The 26,678-nt window shown below is 52.6% G+C and carries 24 protein-coding genes and 1 pseudogene; 2 read left to right on the forward strand and 23 right to left on the reverse strand.

Annotation, left to right across the window (positions count from 1 at the left end; genetic code table 11):
* The first annotated feature begins 25 nt into the window (after positions 1–25).
* Positions 26–1,135, forward strand: coding sequence for a TRAP transporter substrate-binding protein (locus QP938_13465; GenBank protein WIO74291.1), 1,110 nt, complete (start codon positions 26–28; stop codon positions 1,133–1,135).
* A gap of 62 nt (positions 1,136–1,197) precedes the next feature.
* Here QP938_13465 and QP938_13470 read toward each other — a convergent pair whose 3' ends face one another.
* From QP938_13470 to QP938_13505, 8 genes are all read right to left on the reverse strand, one after another.
* Positions 1,198–1,953: an endonuclease/exonuclease/phosphatase family protein gene (locus QP938_13470; GenBank protein WIO74292.1), complete on the reverse strand. Its 756-nt coding sequence runs from the start codon at positions 1,951–1,953 to the stop codon at positions 1,198–1,200.
* Positions 1,954–2,034: 81 nt separating this feature from the next.
* Complete coding sequence (locus QP938_13475) at positions 2,035–2,739, reverse strand: transglutaminase-like cysteine peptidase (protein WIO74293.1); 705 nt, start codon at positions 2,737–2,739, stop codon at positions 2,035–2,037.
* 158 nt (positions 2,740–2,897) lie between these two features.
* On the reverse strand, positions 2,898–4,106 hold the full coding sequence (locus QP938_13480) for a hypothetical protein (protein WIO74294.1): 1,209 nt from the start codon (positions 4,104–4,106) through the stop codon (positions 2,898–2,900).
* Positions 4,107–4,121: 15 nt separating this feature from the next.
* On the reverse strand, positions 4,122–7,256 hold the full coding sequence (locus QP938_13485) for an efflux RND transporter permease subunit (protein WIO74295.1): 3,135 nt from the start codon (positions 7,254–7,256) through the stop codon (positions 4,122–4,124).
* Between the two features lie 12 nt (positions 7,257–7,268).
* A complete protein-coding gene (locus tag QP938_13490; GenBank protein WIO74296.1) occupies positions 7,269–9,275 on the reverse strand; it encodes an efflux RND transporter periplasmic adaptor subunit in 2,007 nt (668 codons plus the stop codon).
* Positions 9,272–10,555, reverse strand: a complete 1,284-nt coding sequence (locus tag QP938_13495; GenBank protein ID WIO74297.1) for a TolC family protein — start codon at positions 10,553–10,555, stop codon at positions 9,272–9,274. The genes QP938_13490 and QP938_13495 overlap by 4 nt, the downstream gene beginning before the upstream one ends.
* An 85-nt stretch (positions 10,556–10,640) precedes the next feature.
* Entirely contained in the window at positions 10,641–11,066 is a 426-nt protein-coding gene (locus QP938_13500; protein WIO74298.1) for a hypothetical protein, read from the reverse strand.
* An 86-nt stretch (positions 11,067–11,152) separates the two neighbouring features.
* A complete protein-coding gene (locus tag QP938_13505) occupies positions 11,153–12,067 on the reverse strand; it encodes a pirin family protein (protein WIO74299.1) in 915 nt (304 codons plus the stop codon).
* A gap of 126 nt (positions 12,068–12,193) precedes the next feature.
* On the opposite strand from QP938_13505, the pseudogene QP938_13510 reads away from it, so the two are divergent.
* Positions 12,194–12,427, forward strand: a pseudogene (locus QP938_13510) (cation:proton antiporter).
* A gap of 115 nt (positions 12,428–12,542) precedes the next feature.
* On the opposite strand, the gene QP938_13515 reads toward QP938_13510, so the two are convergent.
* The 15 genes from QP938_13515 to rsmG form a co-directional block, all read right to left on the reverse strand.
* Positions 12,543–13,013 carry a pyrimidine dimer DNA glycosylase/endonuclease V gene (locus tag QP938_13515; GenBank protein ID WIO74300.1) on the reverse strand — a complete coding sequence of 157 codons (471 nt, stop codon included), beginning with the start codon at positions 13,011–13,013 and terminating at the stop codon, positions 12,543–12,545.
* Positions 13,014–13,157: 144 nt separating this feature from the next.
* Positions 13,158–14,987 (reverse strand): glutamine--fructose-6-phosphate transaminase (isomerizing), encoded by a 1,830-nt coding sequence (gene glmS / locus QP938_13520; protein ID WIO74301.1) that lies wholly within the window; start codon positions 14,985–14,987, stop codon positions 13,158–13,160.
* A gap of 100 nt (positions 14,988–15,087) precedes the next feature.
* Entirely contained in the window at positions 15,088–16,443 is a 1,356-nt protein-coding gene (gene glmU / locus QP938_13525; protein ID WIO74302.1) for a bifunctional UDP-N-acetylglucosamine diphosphorylase/glucosamine-1-phosphate N-acetyltransferase GlmU, read from the reverse strand.
* 254 nt (positions 16,444–16,697) lie between these two features.
* Positions 16,698–17,123 carry a F0F1 ATP synthase subunit epsilon gene (locus QP938_13530; GenBank protein ID WIO74303.1) on the reverse strand — a complete coding sequence of 142 codons (426 nt, stop codon included), beginning with the start codon at positions 17,121–17,123 and terminating at the stop codon, positions 16,698–16,700.
* Between the two features lie 53 nt (positions 17,124–17,176).
* Positions 17,177–18,556 carry a F0F1 ATP synthase subunit beta gene (gene atpD, locus QP938_13535; GenBank protein WIO74304.1) on the reverse strand — a complete coding sequence of 460 codons (1,380 nt, stop codon included), beginning with the start codon at positions 18,554–18,556 and terminating at the stop codon, positions 17,177–17,179.
* 91 nt (positions 18,557–18,647) lie between these two features.
* The gene (atpG, locus tag QP938_13540; protein ID WIO74305.1) at positions 18,648–19,508 is read right to left on the reverse strand and encodes a F0F1 ATP synthase subunit gamma; all 861 of its coding nucleotides are present in this window, start codon (positions 19,506–19,508) and stop codon (positions 18,648–18,650) included.
* Positions 19,509–19,575: 67 nt separating this feature from the next.
* Complete coding sequence (gene atpA / locus QP938_13545; protein ID WIO74306.1) at positions 19,576–21,120, reverse strand: F0F1 ATP synthase subunit alpha; 1,545 nt, start codon at positions 21,118–21,120, stop codon at positions 19,576–19,578.
* Positions 21,121–21,136: 16 nt separating this feature from the next.
* Positions 21,137–21,673: a F0F1 ATP synthase subunit delta gene (locus QP938_13550; protein WIO74307.1), complete on the reverse strand. Its 537-nt coding sequence runs from the start codon at positions 21,671–21,673 to the stop codon at positions 21,137–21,139.
* Between the two features lie 12 nt (positions 21,674–21,685).
* Entirely contained in the window at positions 21,686–22,156 is a 471-nt protein-coding gene (locus QP938_13555; protein ID WIO74308.1) for a F0F1 ATP synthase subunit B, read from the reverse strand.
* 58 nt (positions 22,157–22,214) lie between these two features.
* Entirely contained in the window at positions 22,215–22,454 is a 240-nt protein-coding gene (atpE, locus tag QP938_13560) for a F0F1 ATP synthase subunit C (GenBank protein ID WIO74309.1), read from the reverse strand.
* 63 nt (positions 22,455–22,517) lie between these two features.
* Positions 22,518–23,555 (reverse strand): F0F1 ATP synthase subunit A, encoded by a 1,038-nt coding sequence (gene atpB, locus QP938_13565; protein ID WIO74310.1) that lies wholly within the window; start codon positions 23,553–23,555, stop codon positions 22,518–22,520.
* Between the two features lie 34 nt (positions 23,556–23,589).
* Positions 23,590–23,967, reverse strand: a complete 378-nt coding sequence (locus QP938_13570) for an ATP synthase subunit I (GenBank protein WIO74311.1) — start codon at positions 23,965–23,967, stop codon at positions 23,590–23,592.
* 157 nt (positions 23,968–24,124) lie between these two features.
* Positions 24,125–25,015 (reverse strand): ParB/RepB/Spo0J family partition protein, encoded by an 891-nt coding sequence (locus QP938_13575; protein ID WIO74312.1) that lies wholly within the window; start codon positions 25,013–25,015, stop codon positions 24,125–24,127.
* Positions 25,016–25,021: 6 nt separating this feature from the next.
* Positions 25,022–25,822, reverse strand: a complete 801-nt coding sequence (locus QP938_13580; GenBank protein ID WIO74313.1) for a ParA family protein — start codon at positions 25,820–25,822, stop codon at positions 25,022–25,024.
* 4 nt (positions 25,823–25,826) lie between these two features.
* Positions 25,827–26,480 (reverse strand): 16S rRNA (guanine(527)-N(7))-methyltransferase RsmG, encoded by a 654-nt coding sequence (gene rsmG, locus QP938_13585; protein ID WIO74314.1) that lies wholly within the window; start codon positions 26,478–26,480, stop codon positions 25,827–25,829.
* Positions 26,481–26,678: the final 198 nt, after the last annotated feature.

Raw genomic sequence — 26,678 nt, forward strand, 5'->3', positions numbered from 1 at the left:
ACAGCATAATAATGGGACAATGATAATGAACCTCAAACAACTTCTAATTCTGCCAACCGTTCTTCTCGCCGCTGCAATCAGCGGTTGTGGTGAAAAAGATACCGCCGGCAAACAGGCCAGCGCCGAGCCACAGCAAACCTACAAGTGGAAGATGGTCACTACCTGGCCGAAGAATTTCCCTGGTCTGGGTACCGCCCCGGAGAAGTTCGCCGCAATGGTAGACACCATGTCCAATGGCCGCCTGAAAATTAAAGTCTATGGCCAAAATGAACTGGTACCAGCCTTTGAAGTGTTTGATGCAGTGTCCCGCGGCACTGCCGAGATGGGTCATGGTGCCGCCTATTACTGGAAGGGCAAGGCCCCGGCGTCGGTGTTGTTTGCCACCTATCCGTTTGGCTTTAACGCTCAGGAACTGAATGGCTGGCTGCACTACGGCGGCGGCCTGGAGTTGTGGCGCGAACTCTACGAGCCGTTCAACCTGGTTCCTTTTGCCGGCGGCAACACCGGTGTACAGATGGGTGGTTGGTTCAATCGTGAAATCAACAGCCTGGAAGATCTCAAAGGCTTGAAGATGCGTATTCCCGGTCTGGGCGGTGAAGTAATGAACCGGGCCGGAGCAGAAGCCGTAACCATTCCCGGTGGCGAGTTGTACACCGCCATGCAGACCGGTGTAATTGATGCTACAGAGTGGGTAGGCCCTGCCAACGACCTTGCCTTTGGCTTCCATCAGTTAGGCAAATACTACTACGCTCCCGGCTGGCAGGAACCTGGTCCGGCTCTGGAAATTATCGTCAACAAGGAAAAGCTGGAATCGCTGCCCAAAGATCTACAGAAAATTATCGAAGTGGCCGCCCGAGCCGCCAGCACCGATATGCTGGATGACTACACCAACAGTAACAGCATTGCTCTGCAAACCTTGATCAACGAACACGGTGTGGAGATTCGCCAGTTTCCGGATGAGGTATTAAAAGAACTCTACCGTATCAGTGAAGAAGTGCTGGCCGAATACGCCGCCGAGGATGAGATGTTTGCCAAGGTACTGAAGTCCATCAATGAATTCCGCACCCGCGTACGCGCCTTCCACGCCCTGACCGAGCAGAACTACTACCGCGTGCGGGATTTGGATAAAGAGTGAGCTTGGGGTCGGACGAAATTAGTGTGAATTAGGGGAGCGGCAAATGCTGCTCCTTTTGCTATCTATTCAGGTAGTTCAAAAATACCCAACAGTGCGGCGTGATCGGATAGGGAGCGCCATGGGCCTTTGCTAAGGCAGCGACCCGCCAGTGGTTTCAAACCGCGGTAGAAGATTCGATCCATCGGCAGCATCGGGAACCAGATCGGGAAGGTGGCGGCGTGGTGACCATCCAGCTCCATAAACAGCTCTTTGGTATCCAGGGCATCGCCGAGCAGTTTTTCGATGCGCCCGCGCCAGTCATTAAAATCCCCGGCAATCACCATCGGCTCGTCGTGCGGCACATGGGATTCGATTCGATCCACCAGCACCTCTACCTGCTCCATGCGCTCGGATTCAAACAGGCCAAGGTGAATGCAAAGGGTGTGCAGCTTGAAGTTCTTTTCTGGAATCTCCAGCACTCCGTGCAGAATACTACGGCTGGCCAAACGACTACGAGCGACGTTGATGTTCTCGACAAATTCAAACGGGTATTTGCTGAGAATGGCGTTGCCATGATCGCCTTTTTTATAAATTGCATTTTTGCCGTAAGCAAAGTGGGGCCAGATCTGTTCTGCCAGATATTCAAAGTGTGGGGTATCGGGGAACGAGCCGCGTTTGCGCTTGTGGCGCGAAGTCGAACCATGCACTTCCTGCAAAAATACGATGTCGGCATCGACAATTTCCAACAGTTCACGCATCCCCTTCAGCACAAAGCGGCGGTTGCCTGTGCAGAAGCCTTTGTGAATGTTGTAGGTCAGCACCTTGAGTGATTCAGCCATAGCAATCCAAAACGTGGACAAAAATACGGACAACAAATCCCGCTACCTAAAGACTAGCCAGCCCTGGCACTATTTTCCCGTTTATTCTTTGATAACCAGCACCGGCACTTCGCCGCTTTTTACCCGCTCCTGCAACGCCTGCCAGCGCTTCTGGGTTTTGATGTCACCGGCTTTTTCATACTGGAAGCGGCTTTTCGCAAGCCACAGGTCCTTGCCGTTGAAGCTGTACACTGGAGTAAGGTCGAGGCGCTGGTCAGCCGCGAGGATTTCATCTTTGAGGTTATCGAGAATCAGCGGCATGGCATCCGGTGCCAGGTAATAGGCCAGCACCATGTGAGCTTTATCGAGGGAGCTGGCCTTGCAGTGGATCAGCCTGAGTTTGTCGATCTCCACCCCCATCTCCAGCAGGGTAAAGTACTTGGCGCAGGCAAAGTCCTCGCAGTCGCCAGCATCTAGAATCAGAAACTCCATTGGTGTTGCCCAGTAATTGCTTTCACCCCAGATCTCACTGTCATCCAGAAAGCGCGCACCGTTAAAAAACTGATTCACCTGCGACAGCTTGTCACGCTCTTCCAGTCGCGGAGCACTGTCGATCAGTTCCTGCCAATACTTCACTCGTGCGGCTGCCTGCTGGCCATACAGGCGTTCCACTTTCTCCAAAGTTGACTCTTCAACAACCGTTTCCGGCTCCGGGGGCAGTTGGACTTGTTTGGGCTGGCTGGAGCAGCCAAATAGAAACAGTGACAGCCAGATCAGTAACGCGACCGATTTGAAGTGCTTGTACATTGAGCCTCGCATAATTCTTATTGTGGAGCAGCGGCTTTCTCCGCTCCTGCAGGGATATTCATATTTCAGAGAACCATAACAAAGAGGGCAATGGTAAATCCATCGCCCCCTTCACACGCTCTGCTTTCAATGCAGGTCTGGCCGTGTAACCTGCTTCCTTACGGCTTCACTTTATAGTTGATCATTCCGGTTAATAGACTGGATGGTTTACCGCGCTGGGTGACAGCAAAATAAACACCTGAAGTGTTGCGCACCAGTTGTGGCACACCGCTTTGCATTGCGGAAGACAGTTTTGCCAAAGTGACAGGGCTGTCTGCCTGACCATTTGAAAATACGCGCCTGACGCGCAATTCACCGGCTTCTATCCAGCTGACAAGAGCCGACCTGTTATCCAGAAGAACCACACCCACGCGACCCAACGGATCACCGCCATCAACCCTTACCGGTCTTCCGAAAGTGTCTCCTTCATCCCTTGAGAACAACAGGTTTATCTGTGGTGTTGATCCGGCTCCTGTATACCAGGAGATCACCAGATCGCGATCCTTTGCATCGACCGAAGGCCCATTTACCGGGCAGCCGTGAAACTCCCAGCCATCCGCGTGAATGACTTTGGGTGACATCCACTCGCCATCGCGATACCTCACTATGGCTATGTCACGGATCTCGTTTGCAGAACGATCGCGGTACACTACGACCTTACCGCTACGTGTATTGGCTGCAGCGGTTTGGCAGCAATCACACACCCGCTGATCAAGCACCACCTCAGACGTTTTCTGGCCACTTTTGTCAAACTGTGCATACCGAAGAGCAGTCTGGTTTTCGCGAGTTTCCTCGGCATAGTCCCGACCATCAAGCCAGACTAAATCCAGATCGCCATTCGTTGCCGGCAACAATGACACAAAGCCGTGTTCGGTGGGGCTATTGTCGGTGTGGGGAGTTATCGGATCACTCCAGTTCTTTCCGAGATCAGATGAGAAAGAGACCTGGATATCGTAGCCGCCTCCCGAATGATTTTTCAGCCAGTGTGCGGCAAGAGCGCCATCCTGGAGCCTCACCAATGACGGAAAATCCACCGGATTTACCATCTGGCCTGTGCCAGTAAAAATCACCTGTGGAGACGACCATGCCCCATGCTTGAGTACGGAAAAGTACAGCGTGGATTTTCCTGCTTCCCCACGCTCAATCCAGCTCAAGTAAACACGACCATCCTGATCTGTGAACAGGTTTGGCTGACCACTCTTGCCAGCCGCCGGGGCTGGAATCACTGTCACCATTGGTTGTGGCGCTGACTCCATTTCACTGGCATAACTTGAGTGGCCTGTGGCAAGCCACAGGCAAAACCATAACGCACAATGTTTATAAAACACTTCGACCTCCACTTATTATTCAGCGGTCGCGGTTTTTAACCCCGCACGCTTCCAGACGTAATACACCGCCGGAATCACCAGTAGCGCCAACAGCAATGTAGATACCATCCCGCCGATCATCGGACCAGCAATACGTTGCATCACTTCCGAGCCAGTACCGGCACCGATCATGATTGGCACCAGACCAACGAGCACCGAAATCGTGGTCATCATCTTGGGGCGTACCCGCAAACAGGCGCCTTCTATCACCGCCTCACGCAAATCCTGAATCGAAAGGTTTTTACCACTTGCCTTAGCCTGCTCGGTTAGACGGTTCCAGGAGAGGTTGAGATAGACCTGCATCAACACCCCCAGCTCTGCCGCCAGTCCTGCAAGGGCGATAAAGCCCACAGCAACAGCCACCGAGAAGTCGTAGTCGCTCAAGTACATAAACCAGATACCGCCCACCAACGCAAAGGGCAGGGTACCCATAATCAATGCCACATCGCCGATGCGGCGGAAACTCATGTAGAGCAACAGCACAATAATTGCCAAGGTCACAGGCACCACTACCTGCAGGCGCTCTTCGGCTCGCAACATGTACTCGTACTGACCAGACCAGTTAATGGAGTAGCCCGCTGGCAGTATCACTTTATCCCGCACTACCTTCTGGGCCTCGTCGATATAGCTGCCGAGGTCACGGTCATCGATATCCACCAGTGTCCAGCCATTGATACGGGCATTCTCGCTTTTAATGGCGGGCGGGCCATCGGCCACGGTCACCTCTGCGACATCGGCAAGTGCAACACGACCGCCACCCGGTGTAACGATGGGCAGCAACTTAAGTTGTTCTGCGGAATCGCGATAACGCTGTGGATAACGCAGGTTCACCGGGAATCGCTCTAGTCCCTCGACGGTTTCGGTAACGTTTACACCACCGATGGCAGTTCGCACCACTTCCTGCAAGTCCGCCACATTCAGTCCGTAACGGGCCGCTCGCTTGCGGTCGATATCCACATTGATATACCGACCACCGGCCACTCGCTCCGAGTAAACCGATGCAGTACCCGGTACATCTGCCAGAACCACTTCCAGCTGCTTGCCGATTTTTTCGATCTCTTTCAGATCTGGCCCCGACACCTTGATACCAACCGGGGTTTTAATACCGGTAGCCAGCATGTCGATGCGGGTTTTAATCGGCATAACCCAGGCATTAGTCAGCCCCGGAAACTTAACCAGCTGATCCAGTTCGGCACGCAGATCATCGGTGGTAAGACCTTCACGCCACTGATCTCTCGGCTTGAGCTGAATAATGGTTTCAATCATGGTCAGAGGAGCCGGGTCGGTGGCGGTTTCTGCGCGACCCATTTTCCCGTACACGGTGACCACTTCCGGCACTGTGCGAATTAGCTTATCGGTCTGCTGCAACAGCTCCCGCGCCTCACCAATGGAGATACCGGCGTAGGTGGTGGGCATGTACATCAGGTCGCCTTCATCCAGCGGCGGCATAAATTCACTACCCACCTGCGAGTAGGGCCACCATGCTGAAACCACGGCAACCAGCGCCAGTGCAATCACGGTTTTCGGAAAACGCAGCACTGCTTTGATCAGCGGCATATATCCCGCCACCATCCAGCGATTGAGCGGATTTTTGTGCTCGGAAATGATCTTGCCGCGCACAAAGTAGCCCATCAGAACCGGTACCAAAGTAATCGCCAATCCAGCGGCAATGGCCATGGCATAGGTCTTGGTATACACCAGTGGTGAGAATAATCGACCTTCCTGTGCCTCCAGGGTAAATACCGGCAGAAAACTGACTGTAATAATCAGCAGTGAGAAGAACAACGGTGGACCTACTTCCTGCGCCGCCCTTGTCACCACATCCCAGCGATTCTGCTCGTTGAGTTCATCCCGCTCGATATGCTTGTGAAGGTTTTCGATCATCACAATTGCGCCGTCCACCATGGTGCCAATTGCAATGGCGATACCGCCCAGTGACATGATGTTGGCGTTGATGCCCTGCAGGTACATGATCACGAATGCGCCGATAATACCCAGCGGCAGGCTGACCACTACGACCAGTGACGAGCGGAAGTGGAACAGGAACGCTGCACAGATCAGCGCAACGACGATAAATTCTTCGGTAAGTTTCTCATACAGGTTGTCGACAGCATTCTGGATCAGGGTAGAGCGGTCATACACCTCAACCACTTCCACTCCCGCCGGCAGCCCCTGCTTGAGGCTTTCCAGCTTTTCCTTCACTTCGGCAATCACGGTCTGGGCGTTTTCACCGTAGCGCATCACCACAATACCGCTGACCGCTTCGCCTTCACCGTTGAGCTCGCCAACACCGCGACGCATCTGCGGCCCCTCGACAATTTCAGCCACATCGCCCAGCAACAGCGGCGTGCCGCTATCACTCAATCGCAAGGGAATATTTTTCAGGTCTTCAATAGACTGTACATAACCACTGGCACGCACCATGTACTCCGCTTCAGCCATCTCGATTACCGAGGCACCGGACTCCTGGTTACCTCGCTCAATGGCGGTGCGAATATGGGCCAGCGGAATGTTGTAGGCGCGCAGTTTATTGGGGTCGACCTCCACCTGATACTGCTTGACCATGCCGCCGACAGTGGCCACTTCGGACACCCCTTCAACGGTCTGTAGCTCATACTTGATAAACCAGTCCTGCAGGGTGCGCAATTCAGCCAGGTTGTGCTGACCGGTTCGATCCACCAGCGCGTACTGGTAAATCCAGCCAACACCGGAGGCATCCGGGCCTAACTGTGGTTTGGCCGCCGCTGGCAATTCTCCGGATACCTGGTTGAGATACTCAAGCACGCGACTGCGCGCCCAGTAAATATCGGTGCCGTCCTCGAAAATCACATAGACGTATGAGTCGCCAAAGAACGAAAATCCACGCACCACCTGAGCCTTGGGCACAGAGAGCATCGCGGTTGTGAGCGGGTAGGTAACCTGGTCCTCTACCACCTGTGGGGCCTGGCCAGGGTAGGGAGTCTTGATGATCACCTGCACATCAGAGAGGTCGGGGATCGCATCCACCGGGGTATTTTTGATCGCATAGATGCCGCTGCCCAACAGAACCACCGCCATCAACATTACATAAAAGCGGTTATGGGTTGACCAGCGAATAATGGCTTCAATCATGTTTGACGCCTCTTAGTGCTGGTGGCTTTGGCTGTGATCGTGCGTTTCCATACGCTCCATCTCGGCGTCGAGGTTGGACTCGGAGTCGATCATAAACTGAGCAGATGTCACTACTTTGTCGCCACTGCTCAAGCCCTTGAGAATCTCGACACGGTCTCCGGACTCCAATCCAGCAGTCACCAGTACGGACTTGTAGTGACCATCGCCCAGAGACTTCACCACCCGATCGTAACGGCCGCCGCGAATCAGTGCGGAGCGGGGAATGTGCAGACGGGCGCTTTCGTCGCCAGCATGAATGCGAATATTCGCAAACATATTGGGTTTTAGGCGCTCGTCGGGATTTTCAAACTGAATGCGTACTTCCAAGGTCCGGGACTGTGGGTTAAGTACCGGATAGATGTATTCCACAAGGCCTCGCCACTCACTGCCGGGATAACTGTCGGCTTTCATAGTCACGCTCTGGCCGGGTTTCAGCCACGCCGCCTGACGTTCAAATACTTCGGCAATCACCCATACGGTATCCAGTTCACCTGTGGCGAGAATTTCTGTCGCTGGCTTTACAAACATTCCTTCGCGCACATTGAGCATGCTGATGTAGCCTGTGTGATCAGCCATCACTGCCAGGCGCTGCTGAACCTTGCGGGTTTTGCGCAGCGCATCAATTTGGCTGCCCGATACCCCAAGCAGTGACAGCCGTTGGCGCGATGCGGATATCAGAGGCTTGTTGCCACTTTCCAGTGCGGTTACATACTCCTCCTGAGCGTTTACCAGCTCCGGGGAGAATATTTCAAACAGTACCTGTCCGGCCTTTACTGGATCACCAACACTGTCGATATTCAGAACCTCGATCCAACCTTCAACCCGGGTGTGAATGTGGTTGAGGGTGTCTTCGTTGAACTGTACATAGCCAACTGTGTCGACCCATTGCGTGAGGGATGACTCCTCCACCTCGGCGGTTTTCACCCCGAGGTTGTTTTCCACCGCTGGCGAAATATAAACACCGCCTTCTTCAGCTCCGGCTGTGGGCTTGTACTCTGGCACCAGATCCATTCCACAAATCGGGCAGGAGCCTTCGCTGTCCTTTTTGATCTGCGGATGCATCGGGCAGGTCCAATAATCGATCACCTTTTCAGCCGGTGCTGCGGGTTTGGGCTTTTTTTCCACCAGATCCATCCCGCAGATCGGGCAGCCAGATTGTTTGTCTTTTACAATTTGCGGGTGCATTGGGCAGACCCATTGCGGGGAACCCTTTTCGGCTTCTGGCGCAGGAGCTGGCATTTCGGCTTTGTGTTCTGCCTGATGCTGATGGTTGTGACCAGAGTGTTCTCCGCCCTCAACAGGCTCCTCTTTCAGGTACATACCACAGACATCACAGCGACCGGGTTCTGCCTGTGGATCCTGACAACCCATCGGGCAAACCCAGTGGGTGGCTTTCTTGGGCTCTGCGTTTGCATCTGACTTTGCTTCTTCCTTCAAATGCATTCCGCAAACATCACAGCGACCGGGTTCTGCCTGAGGATCCTGGCAACCCATCGGGCAAACCCAGTGGGTCTCTTTCTTGGGCTCGGCGTTTGCATCTGACTTTGCTTCTTCCTTCAAATGCATTCCGCAAACATCACAGCGACCGGGTTCTGCCTGAGGATCCTGGCAACCCATCGGGCAGACCCAGTGGGTCTCTTTCTTGGGCTCGGCATTTGAGGCAGACTTTTCTTCCTTCAGATGCATACCACACACCTGACAATCGCCCTTTTCGTGTTGTGCAGGCTGGCAGTCCATTGGGCAAACCCAATGGCTGTGTTCTTCACTCTTTGCGAACTCTTTGTCTTCCACCAGATGCATACCGCAGATTTCGCAGTCACCTTTTTCGTGTACCGCCGGCTGACACTCCATTGGGCAGACCCAGTGAGTATGCTCAGCATGCTGCTCGCTTTGTTTTGGCTGTTGGGCGTTTACTGTAAAACCAGTGATCAATATGATCAGGGCAATGGCACTGGCCCAAATACGTTTTTGGATAGTCATTGGGCTATCTCCTTAATCTCGTTAAAGTCCACCAGATATCTGACCCTGGCCAGGCTTTTAAAATAATTAATCTGCAGTCGCTGATTCTCCAGCTGCGCGGACAGCTCCGCCAATACCGAGCGCATCACTTCATCAAAATCTGCGGCATCGGACCGGTAGGCTTTCAAGGCTGAATCAGCCTGTTGCCCCGCCTGGACCAGAATGGTCTGCTGAAACAATTCAAAGCGCTGTTTTAAGTGGCGGGCATTACTCAGGTGGTTGTCCAGTTGTGAGCGCAGGGCAAGAAGATTCTGCTGGCGGTCGCTCAATGCCGCTTGGTGCTGATCAACACTGGCGCGGTATTTCTGGTCCTGTCGCTTATCGGTAAACAATGGCAGTTGTACCGTGACTCCCGCAGAGAAAAAATCCGGCAGGTCGCGACCGGTAAAATCTTCCTGACGGTGGCCATAGCTGACGTTCACCCCCCAGTTCGGACGATAGCTGGATTCTGCCAGGGCGATATGTCGCTGACGCGCTTCCACCTGACGATCCAGAGCCATCATGGCCGGGTGCTGTTGTAACAACTGTGCATCAATATTGTTGGCCAGTTGCCACTGAGGTAACTCACTGGCAATGCTCCTGTTGGCGTCATCACCAATCCATTGCGACAGGCGAGCTCTTTGCCGGGCAATTTCATCGTCGATATCGATCAGGCGATCATCCAGTCGACTTAATTCCAGCTCGGCTCGCAATAAGTCATGCTGGTTTTTCCGGCCTACCTTGTAGAGCGAGTTCACAACCGCCAACAATTGTTTAAAAACCGTTTTGCTTGTAGAAACCACCTCTTTGGCCTGTTGCCAGTAGTAGAGCTCAAGCCACTCTTCGCGAACCTGCCGCAGCACCTGTAGCTGGCGATCCATTGCCTGGTTACTGGCAGCTTGTGACTGTTCTTTACGAATACCACTTTGCGCTTCTAAAGCACCTGTTGCAGGTATCTGCTGCGACAGGGCTATCTTGAATTGCGTCATTGGCTCCTGATCAAACTTGAAGCCATCGGTAGGTAGGTTATCCAGGGACACCTGCAGCTTTGGGTCGGGCAGTTGTGCGGCCGCTACAGCTTCACTGGCCAAGGCACTGGCCTTGAGTTGCAGCGCTTGTGCACCCGGCTCATTGGACAGTGCCTGGCGTTCGGCGTTATTGAGGGTCAATGCCGATTTCTGGTCTGCTGTGCTTGCGTTAACTGCTAACGCGTGCACTGCAAGCACCAGCAAAACCAGCGCTTTATAAGGATGGAAAATCATAATTCACTCCTGTTGCATTCGAAGCCGCGCCACAGGCACGGCTCAACCGGCAGACAATTTGTCTGCTGAATACAAAGAGAAGTGCCTAATCGAGGAAGGTGCAGTTAACCAGATGAATGGGTGGGTCCGATCGTCGCAACGTCAGTTCTTCTACCCATTTGGGTAGTGTCGGGTTGCGATACAGTGGTTCCTGACCCAGCAGTTGCTCAAAAGAAACCAGGAAGAGAATCACCTGTTGATAACAGTCGACACCCGCTTCAGCTGCAGCGCCATGCTTGGCTTCACCACAACAAAAACTTGACGGGGTCTCGCAACAACTGGTTTTCAGCGCCTGTGTCGGTTTTTCACTGTGACAACAATGACTACAAAGGGAAGCCTGTTCTGCCTTTGGGTTATTTATTCCGGAGCTGGCATGCGCGGTACAGAAAAGCTGACCACTGAACAGCAGCCACATTAGCAGTGTTGCTGCTACGCGGCGTCGTGATTTGTTCAGTGTTGATATCAGTGCCATACCATCTGTACAGGTAAATTTTTCCAGATTATAGAACCTTCCCCTTGGGGGAGTGCAAATATTACACAACTTTGCACTCCGGCTTTTCAGCCAGGGTAGGGGATATACTCACGGTTATCCGTAGAGATCGGCTTGAATTTACCAGCTTTCCAATCCTGAATCGCCTGTTCAATACGCTCTGGCCTACTTGATACAAAGTTCCAGTCAATATGTCGTTGGCCAATATCAGAGCCTCCGATCAATGCAATCTGGGTTTCTTCCAATGCCTCAACGCATACGTTGGGCTCCGTTTTCAGAACAACCATGGAATGCGTCTCTACAACGGTATCTAACAGTTTTACTGAACCCGATACCAGATACAGTCCTCGCTGCTCGGCATTGGGTAAAACAAGTCGTTGACCAGCTGTCATTTTGGCTTCGATATACAGCGTGGAGCTAAAGGTTTTTACGGGGGACTCCACACCATAAGCCTCTCCCATCATAACTCTCACCGGGACAGCATCCACTTCAACCGTGGGAATGGATCCGGTGCTGTAGTGGTGAAATGACGGGTCAATCTCCTCATCGTCTTCCGGTAGTGCCAGCCACAACTGCAAACCATTGGTGCGATGCTGGCTGTTACGAACATCCTTGGTTTCTCTTTCCGAGTGAACAATTCCCCGGCCAGCCACCATCAGGTTGATATCCCCGGGGCGAATTACCTGAATACTACCCAGTGAATCCTTGTGCAGGATTGAGCCCTCGAACAGATAGGTCACAGTGGCGATGTTGATATGGGGATGGGGCCGAACATCAATACCAGTGCCCGGCTCAAAATCTGCAGGCCCCATGTGGTCAAAAAACACCCAGGGACCTATATGGCGCACCTCCCGATTGGGCAGCAGACGGCGTACGGAAAAGCCGCCGAGATCTCGATCCTTCGGTTTAAGAATAAACTCGATCGCTCCACACCCCGTCAGACATTCACAGTTGGCTTCTGCCGATGGCTCAAGATTGCTCATCACCCGCTCTCTTTTTTCAAAGACATCTGTTGTTTCTAGTTTATTTTTCGAGGTCGGGCAAACCGGATTAATCCGTATCAACGATAACTCGTTAGAATGTATGAAGTCACAGGGAGAACAACAATGATGGAAAGCTCCGTTATTTACCTGGCTGCTGCTGTGCTGGCAGTGCCAATTGCCAAGCGATTGGGGCTGGGTTCCGTACTGGGTTATTTGCTCGCGGGCATACTGATTGGCCCGTTTGTCCTGCATCTGGTTGGCGATCAAACCGAGGTGATGCACTTTGCCGAATTTGGTGTAGTGATCATGCTTTTTCTGGTTGGGCTGGAGTTACAGCCCGCCCTGCTGTGGAAATTGCGACATAGCTGTGCGGGAACGTCTCACAGATATAGTTCAGGTATTGGAAGAAGACCGAAAACAGGCAAAATCAAAATAGCACAGTAACCCTGTTAGATTCACTTTGTATTACGGGTTTTTATTGAGCAGGAACCCATTTGGGAACTGCTCTTTTTGTCCACTTTGCAAATGCCATTTTTTCGCCAAGATAAAACTGCCGATAAGCGCTGACAGCATCTCCGGGTATTTTGTACTCATCCGGCATCGCTTGTGCAAATTCAGTCAAGCCATTCGATTCATAGCGTAGAGAGGAAATCTGACTTAATACTGCGATGGATTTGTGATCACCGATTTTATCGTAGCGATATCGATACTCGCTGTTTAACTGCACCGTCAATTCCTGCAGCCAAAGGAAGTTATCAAATGATTCTTCAACCCAAAGAACACAGGGGTGTTTTATGTGGGTGGATCGGTAGGGTGACTCAAAGCCTTTTTTATTGAGCGCAGTGCAAAGCAGCTGAACACTTTCCAATATCATTTTTACCACATGCTGATCGCAGTGATATTGCGCGCACTTTTCAATGTCATTATCGAGAACAAATATATTCATAATCTGTTCTACTTATTAACGCGGTGAATATGCCTATTTCAACAAACCGACTGCTGAATTTAGTTTTCAATTTTGAATTTCGAAAACCCGGTGTACGGCAACTGAAATCAGTTTACTGTACACCGGATATTATTCACTTGAGCTTTATTCAACAGTAACCGACTTCGCCAAATTACGCGGCTGATCTACGTCGGTGCCTTTCACTACAGCTACGTGGTATGACAACAGCTGTAGGGGCAGAGTGTAGATAATCGCTTCAAGACTTTCCGGCACGTGCGGAAGGTTAATAACGGTAACGCCTTCCTGATTGTGGAAACCGGCTGCCTTGTCGGCGAACACAAACAACTGTCCACCACGCGCCTGTACTTCGTGCAGGTTCGACTTCAGCTTTTCCAACAGTTCATTGTTTGGTGCAACTGCTACCACCGGCATATCGGCATCCACCAATGCCAGCGGACCGTGTTTCAATTCACCGGATGGATAGGCCTCGGCGTGAATATAGGAGATCTCTTTCAGTTTAAGAGCACCTTCCATTGCCACCGGATACTGTACGCCACGGCCAAGGAACAGCGAGTGATGCTTGTCATTAAAGCACTCAAAGGTTTGTTCAATTTCACTGTCCAGTTTCAGTACTTCTTCACACAGGCCGGGCAGGGCGTGCAGGGCTTTCACCAACTCCTGCTCTTTGGCTTCGCTCAAGCCATGGTAACGACCCACGCCGATACAGAACAACTGCAACGCTACCAGCTGTGTGGTAAATGCTTTTGTTGAAGCCACTCCAATTTCCGGTCCGGCGATTGTCATCAATGACAGATCACTTTCGCGAACCAGGGAACTGTTAGCCACGTTACAAATGGTCAGGGTACCCAGGTAACCTGCATCTTTGGCAACTTGCAGGGCGGCGAGGGTATCCGCGGTCTCGCCGGACTGGGAGATGGTTACAAAAAGAGTGTTCTTTGGCACAACGACTTTGCGGTAGCGATACTCCGATGCCACTTCTACGTGACAGGGAATACCGGCCCACTCTTCCAGCCAGTAACGCGCAACCATCCCCGAGTGATAGCTGGTGCCGCAGGCAACAATGTGTACGTTTTCCACTTGCTCAAACAGTGCTGTGGCTTTCTGGCCAAAGGCTTGTGGCAATACATGTTTGTCGCTTACGCGACCCTGCAGAGTATCTTCCAATACTTTTGGCTGTTCGTAGATCTCTTTGAGCATGTAGTGGCGATAACCACCTTTGTCCGCCACTCCATCATCTCCGGAGAGCTGAACAACCTCGCGCTCCACCTCGGTACCTTTAATATCAAAAATACGGTATTGGTCGGCGGTAACCTCAACCAGGTCCCCTTCAGCCAGGAATACAAAACGGTCTGTTACCTGACGCAGCGCCATTTGGTCAGAAGCGATAAAGTTCTCTTCGATACCAACACCCAGTACCAGAGGACTGCCTTTGCGGGCACCGATTAAGCGACCAGGCTCATCGGCATTGATAACACCCAGGGCATAGGCACCTTCCAGGCGAGCAATACTGTTTTTTACTGCATTCAGCAGGTCCTGGCCTTGCTGGGTATATGAGTGCACCAGATGGGCAACAACTTCGGTGTCGGTTTCGGAAACAAACTTATAACCAGCAGCTTTCAGTTCGGCCCGTAGCTCGTCGTGGTTTTCAATAATACCGTTGTGCACTAGGGCAATTTGGCCGGAGCAGTGCGGGTGGGAGTTGACGTCACTTGGAACGCCGTGTGTTGCCCAACGTGTGTGAGCAATACCCATTTCACCGCGCACCGGATTGGCGTTCAGGTTGTCTTCCAGTACCGCTACCTTGCCGGCGTTTTTGCGGCAGTGAACCACGCCGTCACCGTTGACAACGGCGACACCGGCGGAGTCATAGCCGCGGTATTCGAGGCGCTTCAGGCCTTCAACCAGAATATTGGTCACGTTGCGGTTGGCAACCGCTCCTACAATCCCACACATCTTTCTACATATCCTCTTGTGTGAGTGGCACCCGCTCTATTCCGTATTTTTGGTGCGCACGGCGCACCCTACACAGGGAGGTACCACTCTCCTTTTATGATTAGTTTTTGCTTGGCTTTTTCCAGCCCTGAATATTTTTCTGCTTGGCGCGACCCACAGCCAACTCATTGGCTGGCACGCTGCAGGTAATGGTTGAACCGGCACCAACTGTCGCGCCTGCACCCACGGTAACCGGTGCAACCAAAGCGCTATTGGAACCAATAAAAGCCCCATCTTCAATTTCGGTTTTGTACTTATTCACGCCATCGTAGTTGCAGGTAATAGTGCCTGCACCGACGTTTACATTTTCGCCCAGCACGGCGTCGCCAACATAGCTCAGGTGATTGATCTTGCTGCCTTTGCCAACTACTGCTTTTTTGGTCTCAACGAAATTTCCGACTTTGGTATTTTCCGCTAATTCCGTACCTGGGCGCAGCCTCGCGAATGGACCAATAATCGCGTTGTTGGCCACCACGCTGTTTTCAATCACAGTATTGGCCTTGATCTCTACGCCATCGCCAATACGGGCATTCTGGATCAGGCAGTTAGGGCCGATAACCACATTACTGCCAAGCTGCACGGTGCCTTCAAACACACAGTTGATGTCGATAGTAACATCGGTACCGGTTTCCAGGCTGCCGCGTACATCAAAGCGGTTTGGATCGGCCAGTGTCACGCCATTGCGCATTGCGTGTTCAGCGCGAGTTAATTGATAGTAGCGCTCCAGTTCAGACAGCTGTACACGATCATTAATGCCCTGAACCTCCTGCTCACAAGCAGGTTGCAACGGGTTGATGATGTAACCATCTTTCTGGGCAATCTCGATCAGGTCGGTCAGGTAGTACTCGCCCTGCGCGTTGTTGTTGCCAATCATCGGCAACCAGCGCTTCAGGTCAGCGTTGTTCAACGCCATCACCCCTGTGTTCACTTCGCAGATGGCACGTTGCGCTTCGCTGGCATCCTTGTGTTCAACGATAGCCGTCACGTTGCCGTGGGTATCGCGAATAATGCGTCCGTAACCGGTGGGGTCCTTCAGGTCTACGGTCAGCAATGCCATGGTGTTTTCTTCCACCAGTTCCAGCATGCGACTGAGAGTGGCTTGCTCCAGCAGTGGTACATCACCATATAGGACCAGGGTTTTGCCGTCGTCATTCAGGTGGGGCAGAGCCTGTTCCACAGCATGGGCGGTACCCAGTTGTTCGGTCTGCTCGGCCCACTGCTCGACACCGTTTACCGTACTGCGAACCTGCTCGGAACCATGACCGGTAACAACAGTAATTTGTGCATTGGTTAGTTGACTGGAAGTATCGATAACGTGCTGCAGCAAAGGACGACCTGCCAGCTTGTGCAGAACTTTTGGCAGAGCGGATTTCATGCGGGTCCCTTTCCCCGCCGCGAGAATAACGATATCGATCATTGAATCTTCCTGATTAAAAACTAACGCGGTAATTTACCTTTCGAACCGCCAAAACAACTAATAAGAGTTGATGCTTTCGAAGTGGTGATTTTTGCTCTAGAGCAAGGCGGCAGCGCGCGCAGAGAGGGAATGTATTGCAATACATGACCGATCGAGCACGATGCCAACGCCGCTATCGAGCAAAAAGCGCTACTTCCAAAGTATCAATAAAAAAGGCGGCTAAGAAGCCGCCTTTATACCACAAAAGCACTACTTTATTTACGCATCTTCTTGCGAAGCTGCTCAATTGTGCGCAATTGGGCAACCGCTTCTGCCAGTTGTGCGGCAGCGCGGGAGTAGTCGAACTCGCCAGACTTGTTGGCCAGTGCCTGCTCAGCTTCGGCCTTGGCGGCCAGCACAGCAGACTCATCCAAACTGTCGGCGCGGTTCGCAAGGTCAGCCATGATCGTCACGCAATTCGGCTGAACTTCGAGATAACCACCGGACAGGTAGTAGATCTCTTCTTCACCATTTTGCTTGACGATACGAACCGGACCCGGTTTCAGATCGGTCAGCAGCGGAGCGTGGCCGAAGTTAACGCCCAGTTCACCTTGTGAACCGGTCGCAACTACCAGCTCGACAAGCCCTGAAAACAGGGCCTGTTCCGCGCTTACGATGTCGCAATGGACTGTCATAGCCATAATTCTAGTCCTCTAAGAGGATAATCTTCCAGCCTGATTGGCCAAAGAAGCTGTTACTTCAGCTTCTTGGCGTTCTCAACAGCTTCCTCGATGCCGCCTACCATGTAGAAAGCCTGTTCTGGCAGGTGATCGTAATCACCACCCAGGATCGCCTTGAAGCTGGCGATGGTTTCTTTCAGCGGTACGTACTTACCGGGGGCGCCGGTGAATACTTCAGCAACGTGGAACGGCTGGGACAGGAATTTTTCAACCTTACGAGCACGGGCTACAACCTGCTTGTCTTCTTCAGACAGCTCGTCCATACCCAGGATGGCAATGATGTCTTTCAGCTCTTTGTAGCGCTGCAGTACAGACTGTACACCGCGAGCAACTTCGTAGTGCTCCTGGCCAACAACCAGCGGATCCAACTGACGAGAGGTGGAATCCAGCGGGTCTACTGCCGGGTAGATACCTTTAGCAGCAATGTCACGGCTCAATACTACGGTCGCATCCAAGTGAGAGAACGTGGTAGCTGGTGACGGGTCAGTCAAGTCATCCGCAGGTACGTATACGGCCTGGATAGAGGTAATAGAACCAGTCTTGGTGGAAGTAATACGCTCCTGCAGAGCACCCATTTCTTCCGCCAGAGTCGGCTGGTAACCTACCGCAGAAGGCATACGACCCAACAGTGCAGATACCTCGGTACCGGCCAGGGTGTAACGGTAGATGTTGTCAACGAACAACAGTACGTCTTTACCTTCGTCACGGAATTTCTCGGCCATGGTCAGACCGGTCAGGGCTACGCGCAGACGGTTACCGGGCGGCTCATTCATCTGACCGTAAACCATCGCTACTTTATCGAGAACGTTGGACTCCTTCATTTCGTAGTAGAAGTCGTTACCTTCACGAGTACGCTCACCAACACCGGCGAATACAGACAGACCGCTGTGCTCTTTGGCGATGTTGTTGATCAGCTCCATCATGTTTACGGTTTTACCTACACCGGCACCACCGAACAGACCAACTTTACCACCCTTGGCAAACGGACATACCAGGTCGATAACCTTGATACCGGTCTCCAGCAGTTCGTTGGAAGAAGACTGCTCTGCGTAAGTCGGTGCTTTGCGGTGAATCGGCATACGCTCTTGCTCGCCGATTTCGCCACACTCATCGATGGGGTTACCCAGTACATCCATGATACGACCCAGGGTTTCTTTACCCACAGGTACGCTAACTGGTGCATTAGTGTTGGCTACTGCCAAACCGCGGCTAACACCTTCAGAAGAGCCCATCGCAATGGCACGAACAACGCCGTCACCCAATTGCTGCTGAACTTCCAGGGTCAGACCCTTCTCTTCTACGGTCAGCGCGTCATATACATTCGGTACCTGGTCACGTGGGAATTCCACGTCGATCACGGCGCCGATAATTTGTACGATACGTCCGCTACTCATTTCCGGTTCCTCTTAAAGTAATCTTTTTCTTGCCGGCCGAAGCCGAACCAAGAATTCTGTGTAAATGCGTTAAAGCCGTTTGCTCTGAAAATTAAACCGCCGCAGCGCCGCCAACAATCTCGGACAGCTCTTGGGTAATCGCTGCCTGACGGGCTTTGTTGTAGAGCAATTGCAGTTCATCAATCATGTTGCCGGCGTTGTCGGTGGCGTTTTTCATCGCCAACATGCGAGCCGCTTGTTCACAGGCCTTGTTTTCAACAACCGCCTGGAAAACCTGGGATTCAATGTAGCGAACCAGTAGACCATCGAGCAGGTCTTTGGCGTCTGGCTCGTAGAGGTAATCCCAGTGGTGCTTCAGCTCTTCCTCATCGGTAGGCTTCAGCGGCAACAGTTGAGCGACCTCAGGCTTTTGCGTCATGGTGTTGACGAATTCATTGCTCACCATAAACAGGCGATCAATTTTGCCTTCATCGAACGCGTCCAGGGTGATCTTGACACTACTCAGCAGGTCAGCCGCCGCAGGCTCATCGCCCAGATCGTTAACCGCTGCAGTGATATTGCCACCCAGACTGCCAAAAAATGACGCGGCCTTGTTACCGACCACACACAGGTCAACTTCAATACCTTGATCTGTCCACTCTTTCATCGCTTTGATAGTGCGCTTGAACACATTAATGTTCAGACCACCACACAATCCACGATCAGAGGACACCACAATAAAGCCAACCCGCTTGATTTCGCGCTCAACCAGATACTGGTGGCGGTACTCCGGGGTTGCGTTAGCGATGTGGCCGATCACGGCGCGAATACGCTGTGCGTACGGCTTACCCAGTTTCATACGATCCTGGGCACGACGCATTTTACTCGCCGCCACCAGCTCCATAGCGCTGGTGATTTTCTGTGTGCTCTGCACACTGGCGATTTTGGTTTTGACTTCTTTTCCGACTGCCATAACGTTACCTGAATATGTAAGTTACCAATCAGAGGGCCAGATTTTCATCTGGCCCTCGATGCGGTGTTTACCAGGATTGAGTGGCGACGAACTTATCGAGAGCCGCTTTAAAGCCGGCCTGGATGTCGTTGTTGTAGTCACCGGTTTCATCAACCTGCTTCATCAGATCCGCATGCTCAGCCTTCATGTAAGACAGCAGAGCCGCTTCGAAATCGCCAACCTTCGCTACCTCAACTTCTTTCAGGTAACCTTCGTTCGCCGCATACAGGGCGATCGCGGTTTGAGCGATAGACAGCGGAGAGAATTGCTTCTGCTTCATCAACTCTACAACGCGCTGACCGTGCTCCAGCTGGGCGCGAGTCGCGTCATCCAGGTCAGAGGCGAACTGGGCGAATGCCGCCAGTTCACGGTACTGGGCCAGTGCGATACGGATACCACCGCCAAGCTTCTTGATCACTTTGGTCTGCGCTGCACCACCTACGCGAGATACCGAAATACCAGCGTTGATAGCAGGGCGAATACCGGCGTTGAACATGTCGGCTTCCAGGAAGATCTGACCATCGGTAATGGAGATCACGTTAGTCGGTACGAACGCGGAAACGTCACCAGCCTGGGTTTCAATGATTGGCAGGGCGGTCAAGGAACCGGTTTTGCCTTTCACTTCACCGTTGGTGAACTTCTCAACGTAGTCGGCGTTAACGCGCGCAGCGCGTTCCAGCAGACGGGAGTGCAAGTAGAAAACGTCACCCGGATATGCTTCACGGCCCGGTGGGCGCTTCAGCAGCAGGGAGATTTGACGATAACCCCAAGCTTGCTTGGTCAGGTCATCGTAAATAATCAAGGCATCTTCACCGCGGTCGCGGTAGTACTCACCCATGGCACAACCGGCGTATGGCGCCAGGAACTGCATGGAAGCAGGATCAGCAGCACCGGCAGCTACAACAACAGTGTGCTCCATAGCGCCGTGCTCTTCCAGCTTGCGCACAACGTTGGCAATAGTGGACTGCTTTTGTCCGATCGCAACGTATACACACTTAATGCCAGTGCCTTTCTGGTTGATGATGGTATCGATAGCGATAGCAGACTTACCGATCTGACGGTCACCAATGATCAGCTCACGCTGGCCACGGCCGATGGGGATCATGGAGTCTACGGCTTTAATACCGGTCTGCAGAGGCTCATCAACAGACTGACGGTCAATTACGCCAGGTGCGATGCGCTCAACAGGGGAAGTTTGGGAAGCTTCGATCGGGCCTTTGCCGTCGATTGGTGTACCCAGGGCGTCAACAACGCGACCTTCCAGGGCAGGACCAACAGGTACTTCCAGAATACGGCTGGTGCACTTGGCTTTCTGGCCTTCGGCCAGACCCAGGTAGTCGCCCAGTACAACCGCACCTACGGAGTCGCGCTCCAGGTTCAGCGCCATACCGTAGCTGCCGTTTTCAAATTCAATCATTTCGCCGTACATCACATCGGCCAGGCCGTGGATGCGAACGATACCGTCGGAGACGGATACAATAGTGCCCTCGTTCTGGGCTTCAGTGGCAACATCCAGGCTTTCGATGCGCTGTTTGATGATGTCACTGATTTCGGATGGATTCAGTTGCTGCATTTCCAGATCCTCGATCTTAGGAATTTAACGCTTCGGCGAGTTTCGCCAGACGACCACGGACAGACCCGTCGAGCACTGTGTCTCCGGCGCGAACTACGGCGCCGCCCAGCAGGCTCTTGTCGATATCAACCTGCAGAGACACTTCGTGGCCCAGTTTCGCTTTCAAAGCGTCGGCCAATTTCTGCTGTTGCTCGGCGGTTACGTCACCAGCGGCGGTCACTTGAACCGTCAGTGTTTTTTCCAGGCCCGCTCTCAACGTCTCAAACTGCTGGGCAATTTCGCCCAACAGTGGCAGACGCCGGTTTGCTGACAGGGTGTGGACAAAATTGCGGCCCTGATCATTCAGGGTATCGCCGCAAATTTCCACAACCGCATCAGCTTGCTGTGCCGCGGTATGGGTAGGGGAGGCCAACAGACGCTCCACTACTTCTTGTCCGGCGACTGCCGAAGCAGTTGCCAGCATTTTCGACCAGTCTTGCAGAGCGTTTGCATCGACGGCGTATTTAAACGCCGCTTTAGCATAAGGCCTTGCCAGAGTGCTCAGTTCAGCCATGTCAAACCTCGCTTAGAGCTGGGCCGCCAGTTTGTCGAGCATCTCGCGGTTGGTGTTCTCGTCGATCTGGGTTTCGAGAATCTTCTCGGCACCCTGGATCGCCAGAGCAGCAACCTTGCCACGGAGCTCTTCTTTCGCGCGGTTGATCTCTTGGTCGATTTCAGCTTGCGCTGCTGCTTTCAGGCGATTGCCCTCAGCTACAGCCTGCGCTTTCGCTTCTTCGACGATCTGGTTAGCCCGCTTGTTGGCCTGTTCGATAAGGGAAGCCGCTTCGTGCTTGGCTTCTTTCATCTGCTCGGCCGCCTTGTTTTGAGCCAGTTCAAGATCACGACCGGCACGGTCAGCTGCTTCCAGCCCCGCTTCGATCTTCCTCTTGCGCTCTTCCAAAGCATTCATAATGGCCGGCCAAACAGTCTTCATGCAGAACCACACGAAGATTGTAAAAACTGCCATTTGGCCGAACAGCGTATAATTAATATTCACGCCATTACCCTCTTGCTGGGTGATTTGAAATTCGAGTTACTACCATCAAGCTTGGCTATTAAGCGCCAACGCTCGGAGCAACAACGAAGATCAGGTACATAGCGATACCAACACCGATGATTGGCAGGGCGTCGATCAGACCAGCCAGCAGGAACATTTTACCTTGCAGCATTGGACCCAGCTCTGGTTGACGGGCAGTACCTTCAATCAGCTTGCCGCCCAACAGACCCATACCGACAGCAGCACCCAGTGCGCCCAGACCCAGCATGATTGCAGCTGCAACGATGACCATTTCCATGTGTTTCTCCTAGTTTTCTAAAGTTTAAAGTTAAAAATTTAAGTTAAAGGTTGTTTCTAAATATCAGTGATCTTCATGTGCCATGCTGAGATATACAACTGTCAGCACGGTGAAGATAAATGCCTGCAGTGTGATAACCAGGATGTGGAATACCGCCCATCCCCACTGCAATGCACCGCCGCTGACCAAGCTCATACCACCAGCCAACGCCAATTGTGTAACCAACAGCAACATTGTTTTGCCTGTGGTTATTTTTCCTTTCAGGTTTGCCCAGCAGGTTGCAATTACAACTAGCAGAACAATGCTCCAGTAAACTGCGTTAAAGGACTCACCAAACATGCTTGCAAAGCCGCCGCCAAAGGCACCTGCCCCAAAGCCAGCGCCAACCATTACAGCAAGCAGAATAAAGATCATCTCACCGGCGTACATGTTACCGAACAGACGCAGACCGAGAGAGAAAGGCTTAGCCAGCAAGCCAACAACTTCCATGAAGATGTTGATTGGCAGGAAGATCGTGAAGTCCAACCACCACTTGCCGGAGTGGAACGGGTTCATGGTCAACTCTTTCAGGAAACCCCATCCCTTGATCTTGATGGAATAGAAAATCATCAGGGTAAACACCCCAAGCGCCATACCCAAGGTGATGTTAGGGTCGGTAGAGGGAACAATCTTCTGGTAGTGAACGCCCGCCGCATAGAAAAGCGCAGGGAACAGGTCTACAGGAATCAAGTCCATCAGGTTCATCAGGAAAACCCAGATGAAAATGGTTAACGCCAATGGAGCAACCAATTTGTTACGGCCATGGAAGGTGTCCTTCACCAGACCGTTAATAAACTCAACACTCCACTCAACAGCATTCTGAAGGCCACCAGGAATACCGGTGGTCGCCCGTTTTGCTGCCGCGCGGAAGAGCATCAAAAAGATAAATCCGAGACCAATTGACCACAACATGGAGTCAATATGGATCGCAGAAAAACCCATTGCTGCTACGTCTTCGGCGTTGTGAGCAAAGCTCCAGCCGTGTTCCGGGTGATTACCATAGACCAGGTTAGTCAAGTGGTGTTGGATGTACTCTACTGTGGTCGGATTTTCGCCTGCCATCAATTTTCTCGCACTTTCATAGATTTAAAATCTTTTATCGTGCCCCGTTGAGCAGCTTCGAAGCACTCAACAGTTGCACCAAAATCATTGCGCCGTAGGCCAAAAAAAATACTACCGGGTTTATCCAGCCGGCCATTCTAAATACAACTGCAAACAGGGCTGCGGTCAGCAGAATTTTCCCTGTCTCGCCTCGATACATCGCATTTACAACATTCCGGATCTGGCGCGCGCCGGAATAGCGGTAGGCCTGACGGGTAAACCAGGCTTGCGGGATAATCTGAATCAATCCCCCCACGGCTGCGGAAGCCGCCAGACTCTGCTCAATCGGTAGTAACGCTACCGAGATCAGGGCCAGAATAAGCAACTGGAACCAGGCGATTCGATGAACCGGCGGGGGCGCGATACGTGCCATAACTGCCAGCTCCTCAACTCAAACCTTACGCCAATGCCCAGCGCTCAAACACAACAATGCCCAGGCCCACTAGCACGGTGGGTCTGAGCGGGCGCAATTATAGGAACAACGGGGTTGTTATTCAACTTAACTGCGCCTGTCTCAGCAATTTTTCTAATTATTTTATGTGGCTGATAATACCGTCCAGTTCATCCAGGCTGTTGTATTTGAAAACCAGCTTGCCCTTTCCCTTGGCGGTATGTTGCAGCATCACCGGTACACCAACCTGTTCGGAGATCTGGTCTTCCAGGCGTTTGATGTCCGGGCTCACCTTGGCTGTGCTTGCTTTTCCGTGCTCCGCTTCATGGAGAATTCGTTTAACCAGCGCTTCGGTCTGACGCACTGTCATGCCTTTGCCTACTACGGTGCGGGCGGCTTCCACCTGTTTTCCACCAGTCAGCCCCAACAGCACTTTAGCGTGGCCCAATTCCAGATCACCGTGCTCCAACATACGACGCACTTCTGCCTCCAGGGTCATCAGGCGCATCAGGTTGGTCACTGCGGTGCGGGATTTACCCACAGCGGTAGCCACTTCCTGCTGGGTCAATTCAAACTCGTTTTGCAGGCGAATCAGCGCCTGGGCTTCCTCGATGGCATTGAGGTCTTCCCGCTGAATGTTTTCGATCAGCGCCATGGCGATGGCGGTTTCATCGGGAACATTTTTGATCAGGGTGGGGACTTCCGCCAATTCGGCGATTTGGGCAGCGCGCCAGCGGCGCTCACCGGCAATAATTTCGTAGCGATTATCGGCAACCGGGCGCACCACGATTGGCTGCATGATTCCTTGGGCGCGAATCGAGTTGGCCAACTCTTCAAGAGCTTCCGGATGCATATCGCGACGCGGCTGGTATTTACCCCGTTGCAGAAACTCCACAGGCAACTGCTTCAGCTGATCGCCATCGGAAGGTTTGGATATATCCAGTTTGCCGTCGTCGCTTTCAACCATTGCCTCAACAGTTGCACTGCCGAGAAGGGCGTCGAGTCCACGTCCCAGTTTTCGTTTTGCCATAATCTGTTACGCCTCGACCAATTCGGTTTTTGCTTGATGTTCTGTTTTGTGGCGGCGAATGATTTCGCCGGCCAGGCCGATATAGGCCAATGACCCTTTTGAATGTTTGTCGTAGCAGATTGCCGGTTCACCGTAACTCGGTGCTTCCGCCAGACGTACATTGCGGGGAATGCTGACCCTGTAGACACGATCGCCAAAATGCTTGCGCAGCTGGGCGGTCACTTCATTGGTCAAGCTGTTGCGCGGGTCGTACATGGTGCGCAGAATGCCTTCCACTTTCAGGCCTGGATTGAGCACTTTGCTGATCTGGCCAATGGTTTCCATCAACGCAGACAACCCTTCGAGGGCGTAGTACTCGCACTGCATGGGAATAATCACACCATCGCTGGCGACCAGTGCGTTAACCGTCAGCATACTCAGCGCTGGCGGGCAGTCGATAATCACGTAATCGTAGTTTGCCTTAACCCGGGCAAGAGCGTAGCGCATTCGGCTCTCTTTGCCGGACACGCTGAGCAGCTCTACTTCGGCAGCGGTCAGGTCGCTATTGGCTGGAAGCACATCAAACTTGCCCGACTCACAGCGCTGCAGCACCTCACCGAATTCGGCATCACCGGTCAGCACGTCGAGAACGGAAAGCTCGAGTTCGCGTTTGTCGATTCCACACCCCATGGTGGCATTGCCCTGGGCATCCATATCCACCATCAACACCCGCTTGCCATAACTGGCGAGGGATGCAGCAAGGTTTACGCTGGTGGTGGTTTTGCCAACCCCACCTTTTTGATTAACGATCGCGAATATACGACTCACGCAATTAGCCCTCGGTGTGGACAATTTCGATCAGGTGCCGCTCGGCATCAATGCCGGGCACGATTAACGGGTGCGAAGCGACGACCTTATATTTTTTTGCCAGAGTGCTCAACTCATCTTTTGGCTCTTTGCCTTTCATGGCGTAAAAACGGCCGCCTTTTCTCGGCAGATGGTCGCATTTCTCCAGCATATCCGGCACGCTGGTAAAAGCGCGACTGATTACGCCGCAATAGCCACCGGGACGGTTTTCGGCGTCTGGATCAAACTGTTCAACACGAATCTGTTTCTCAATCACGTTATCCAGTTTCAGTTTGAGCCGGGTCTGGAATACGAAACGCATTTTCTTGCCGTTGCTGTCGATCAGCTGAAAACTACGCTCCGGACATGCGATGGCCAAAGGAATTCCGGGAATGCCTGGGCCGGTGCCAACATCCACAAAATGCTCGCCTTCCAGCAGCGGCAAAATGGCCAGGCTGTCGAGAATGTGCAGGTAGAGCATCTGCTCGGGGTCGCGAATCGCGGTCAGGTTGTAGGCTTTGTTCCAGCGGTTGAGCTCGTCCAGGTAGGCCAGCAGCAGGGCGATCTGGCTGTCGGTAAGTGACAGGTTTAGCTCGTCGAGTCCGCGCCGCAGTTTTTGATTAAGAGGGTGGTTTTCCAAAACTGTTTTCCAATTCTTTTTGGGAGATGAGAGACGAGAGATGTGAGACGAAGAACCGGCTTAGTACTTCGTCTCACATCTCTCATCTTTCGTCTCTCTGTTCAGTTACGCGCCTTACCAGCTACCGTCATTTCCGTGAAAACGGTAATCCACCATTGCGTCAGGGATGGATCCCCGCGTTCGTGGGGATGACGACCA

This window comes from Porticoccaceae bacterium LTM1, assembly GCA_030252795.1.
Classification (GTDB): domain Bacteria; phylum Pseudomonadota; class Gammaproteobacteria; order Pseudomonadales; family Porticoccaceae; genus SCSIO-12696.

Bases quoted from the DNA above. Each gene is read 5' to 3' on its own strand.
- QP938_13550 (WIO74307.1), bottom strand. From the start codon at position 21,673: ATGGCTGAACTGAGCACTCTGGCAAGGCCTTATGCTAAAGCGGCGTTT.
- atpA (WIO74306.1), bottom strand. From the start codon at position 21,120: ATGCAGCAACTGAATCCATCCGAAATCAGTGACATCATCAAACAGCGC.
- QP938_13470 (WIO74292.1), bottom strand. From the start codon at position 1,953: ATGGCTGAATCACTCAAGGTGCTGACCTACAACATTCACAAAGGCTTC.
- QP938_13530 (WIO74303.1), bottom strand. From the start codon at position 17,123: ATGGCTATGACAGTCCATTGCGACATCGTAAGCGCGGAACAGGCCCTG.
- QP938_13495 (WIO74297.1), bottom strand. From the start codon at position 10,555: ATGATTTTCCATCCTTATAAAGCGCTGGTTTTGCTGGTGCTTGCAGTG.
- atpB (WIO74310.1), bottom strand. From the start codon at position 23,555: ATGGCAGGCGAAAATCCGACCACAGTAGAGTACATCCAACACCACTTG.
- QP938_13515 (WIO74300.1), bottom strand. From the start codon at position 13,013: ATGAATATATTTGTTCTCGATAATGACATTGAAAAGTGCGCGCAATAT.
- QP938_13490 (WIO74296.1), bottom strand. From the start codon at position 9,275: ATGACTATCCAAAAACGTATTTGGGCCAGTGCCATTGCCCTGATCATA.
- QP938_13465 (WIO74291.1), top strand. From the start codon at position 26: ATGAACCTCAAACAACTTCTAATTCTGCCAACCGTTCTTCTCGCCGCT.
- atpE (WIO74309.1), bottom strand. From the start codon at position 22,454: ATGGAAATGGTCATCGTTGCAGCTGCAATCATGCTGGGTCTGGGCGCA.
- QP938_13485 (WIO74295.1), bottom strand. From the start codon at position 7,256: ATGATTGAAGCCATTATTCGCTGGTCAACCCATAACCGCTTTTATGTA.
- QP938_13575 (WIO74312.1), bottom strand. From the start codon at position 25,015: ATGGCAAAACGAAAACTGGGACGTGGACTCGACGCCCTTCTCGGCAGT.
- QP938_13500 (WIO74298.1), bottom strand. From the start codon at position 11,066: ATGGCACTGATATCAACACTGAACAAATCACGACGCCGCGTAGCAGCA.
- atpD (WIO74304.1), bottom strand. From the start codon at position 18,556: ATGAGTAGCGGACGTATCGTACAAATTATCGGCGCCGTGATCGACGTG.
- glmS (WIO74301.1), bottom strand. From the start codon at position 14,987: ATGTGTGGGATTGTAGGAGCGGTTGCCAACCGCAACGTGACCAATATT.
- QP938_13475 (WIO74293.1), bottom strand. From the start codon at position 2,739: ATGTACAAGCACTTCAAATCGGTCGCGTTACTGATCTGGCTGTCACTG.
- QP938_13505 (WIO74299.1), bottom strand. From the start codon at position 12,067: ATGAGCAATCTTGAGCCATCGGCAGAAGCCAACTGTGAATGTCTGACG.
- QP938_13570 (WIO74311.1), bottom strand. From the start codon at position 23,967: ATGGCACGTATCGCGCCCCCGCCGGTTCATCGAATCGCCTGGTTCCAG.
- glmU (WIO74302.1), bottom strand. From the start codon at position 16,443: ATGATCGATATCGTTATTCTCGCGGCGGGGAAAGGGACCCGCATGAAA.
- atpG (WIO74305.1), bottom strand. From the start codon at position 19,508: ATGGCAGTCGGAAAAGAAGTCAAAACCAAAATCGCCAGTGTGCAGAGC.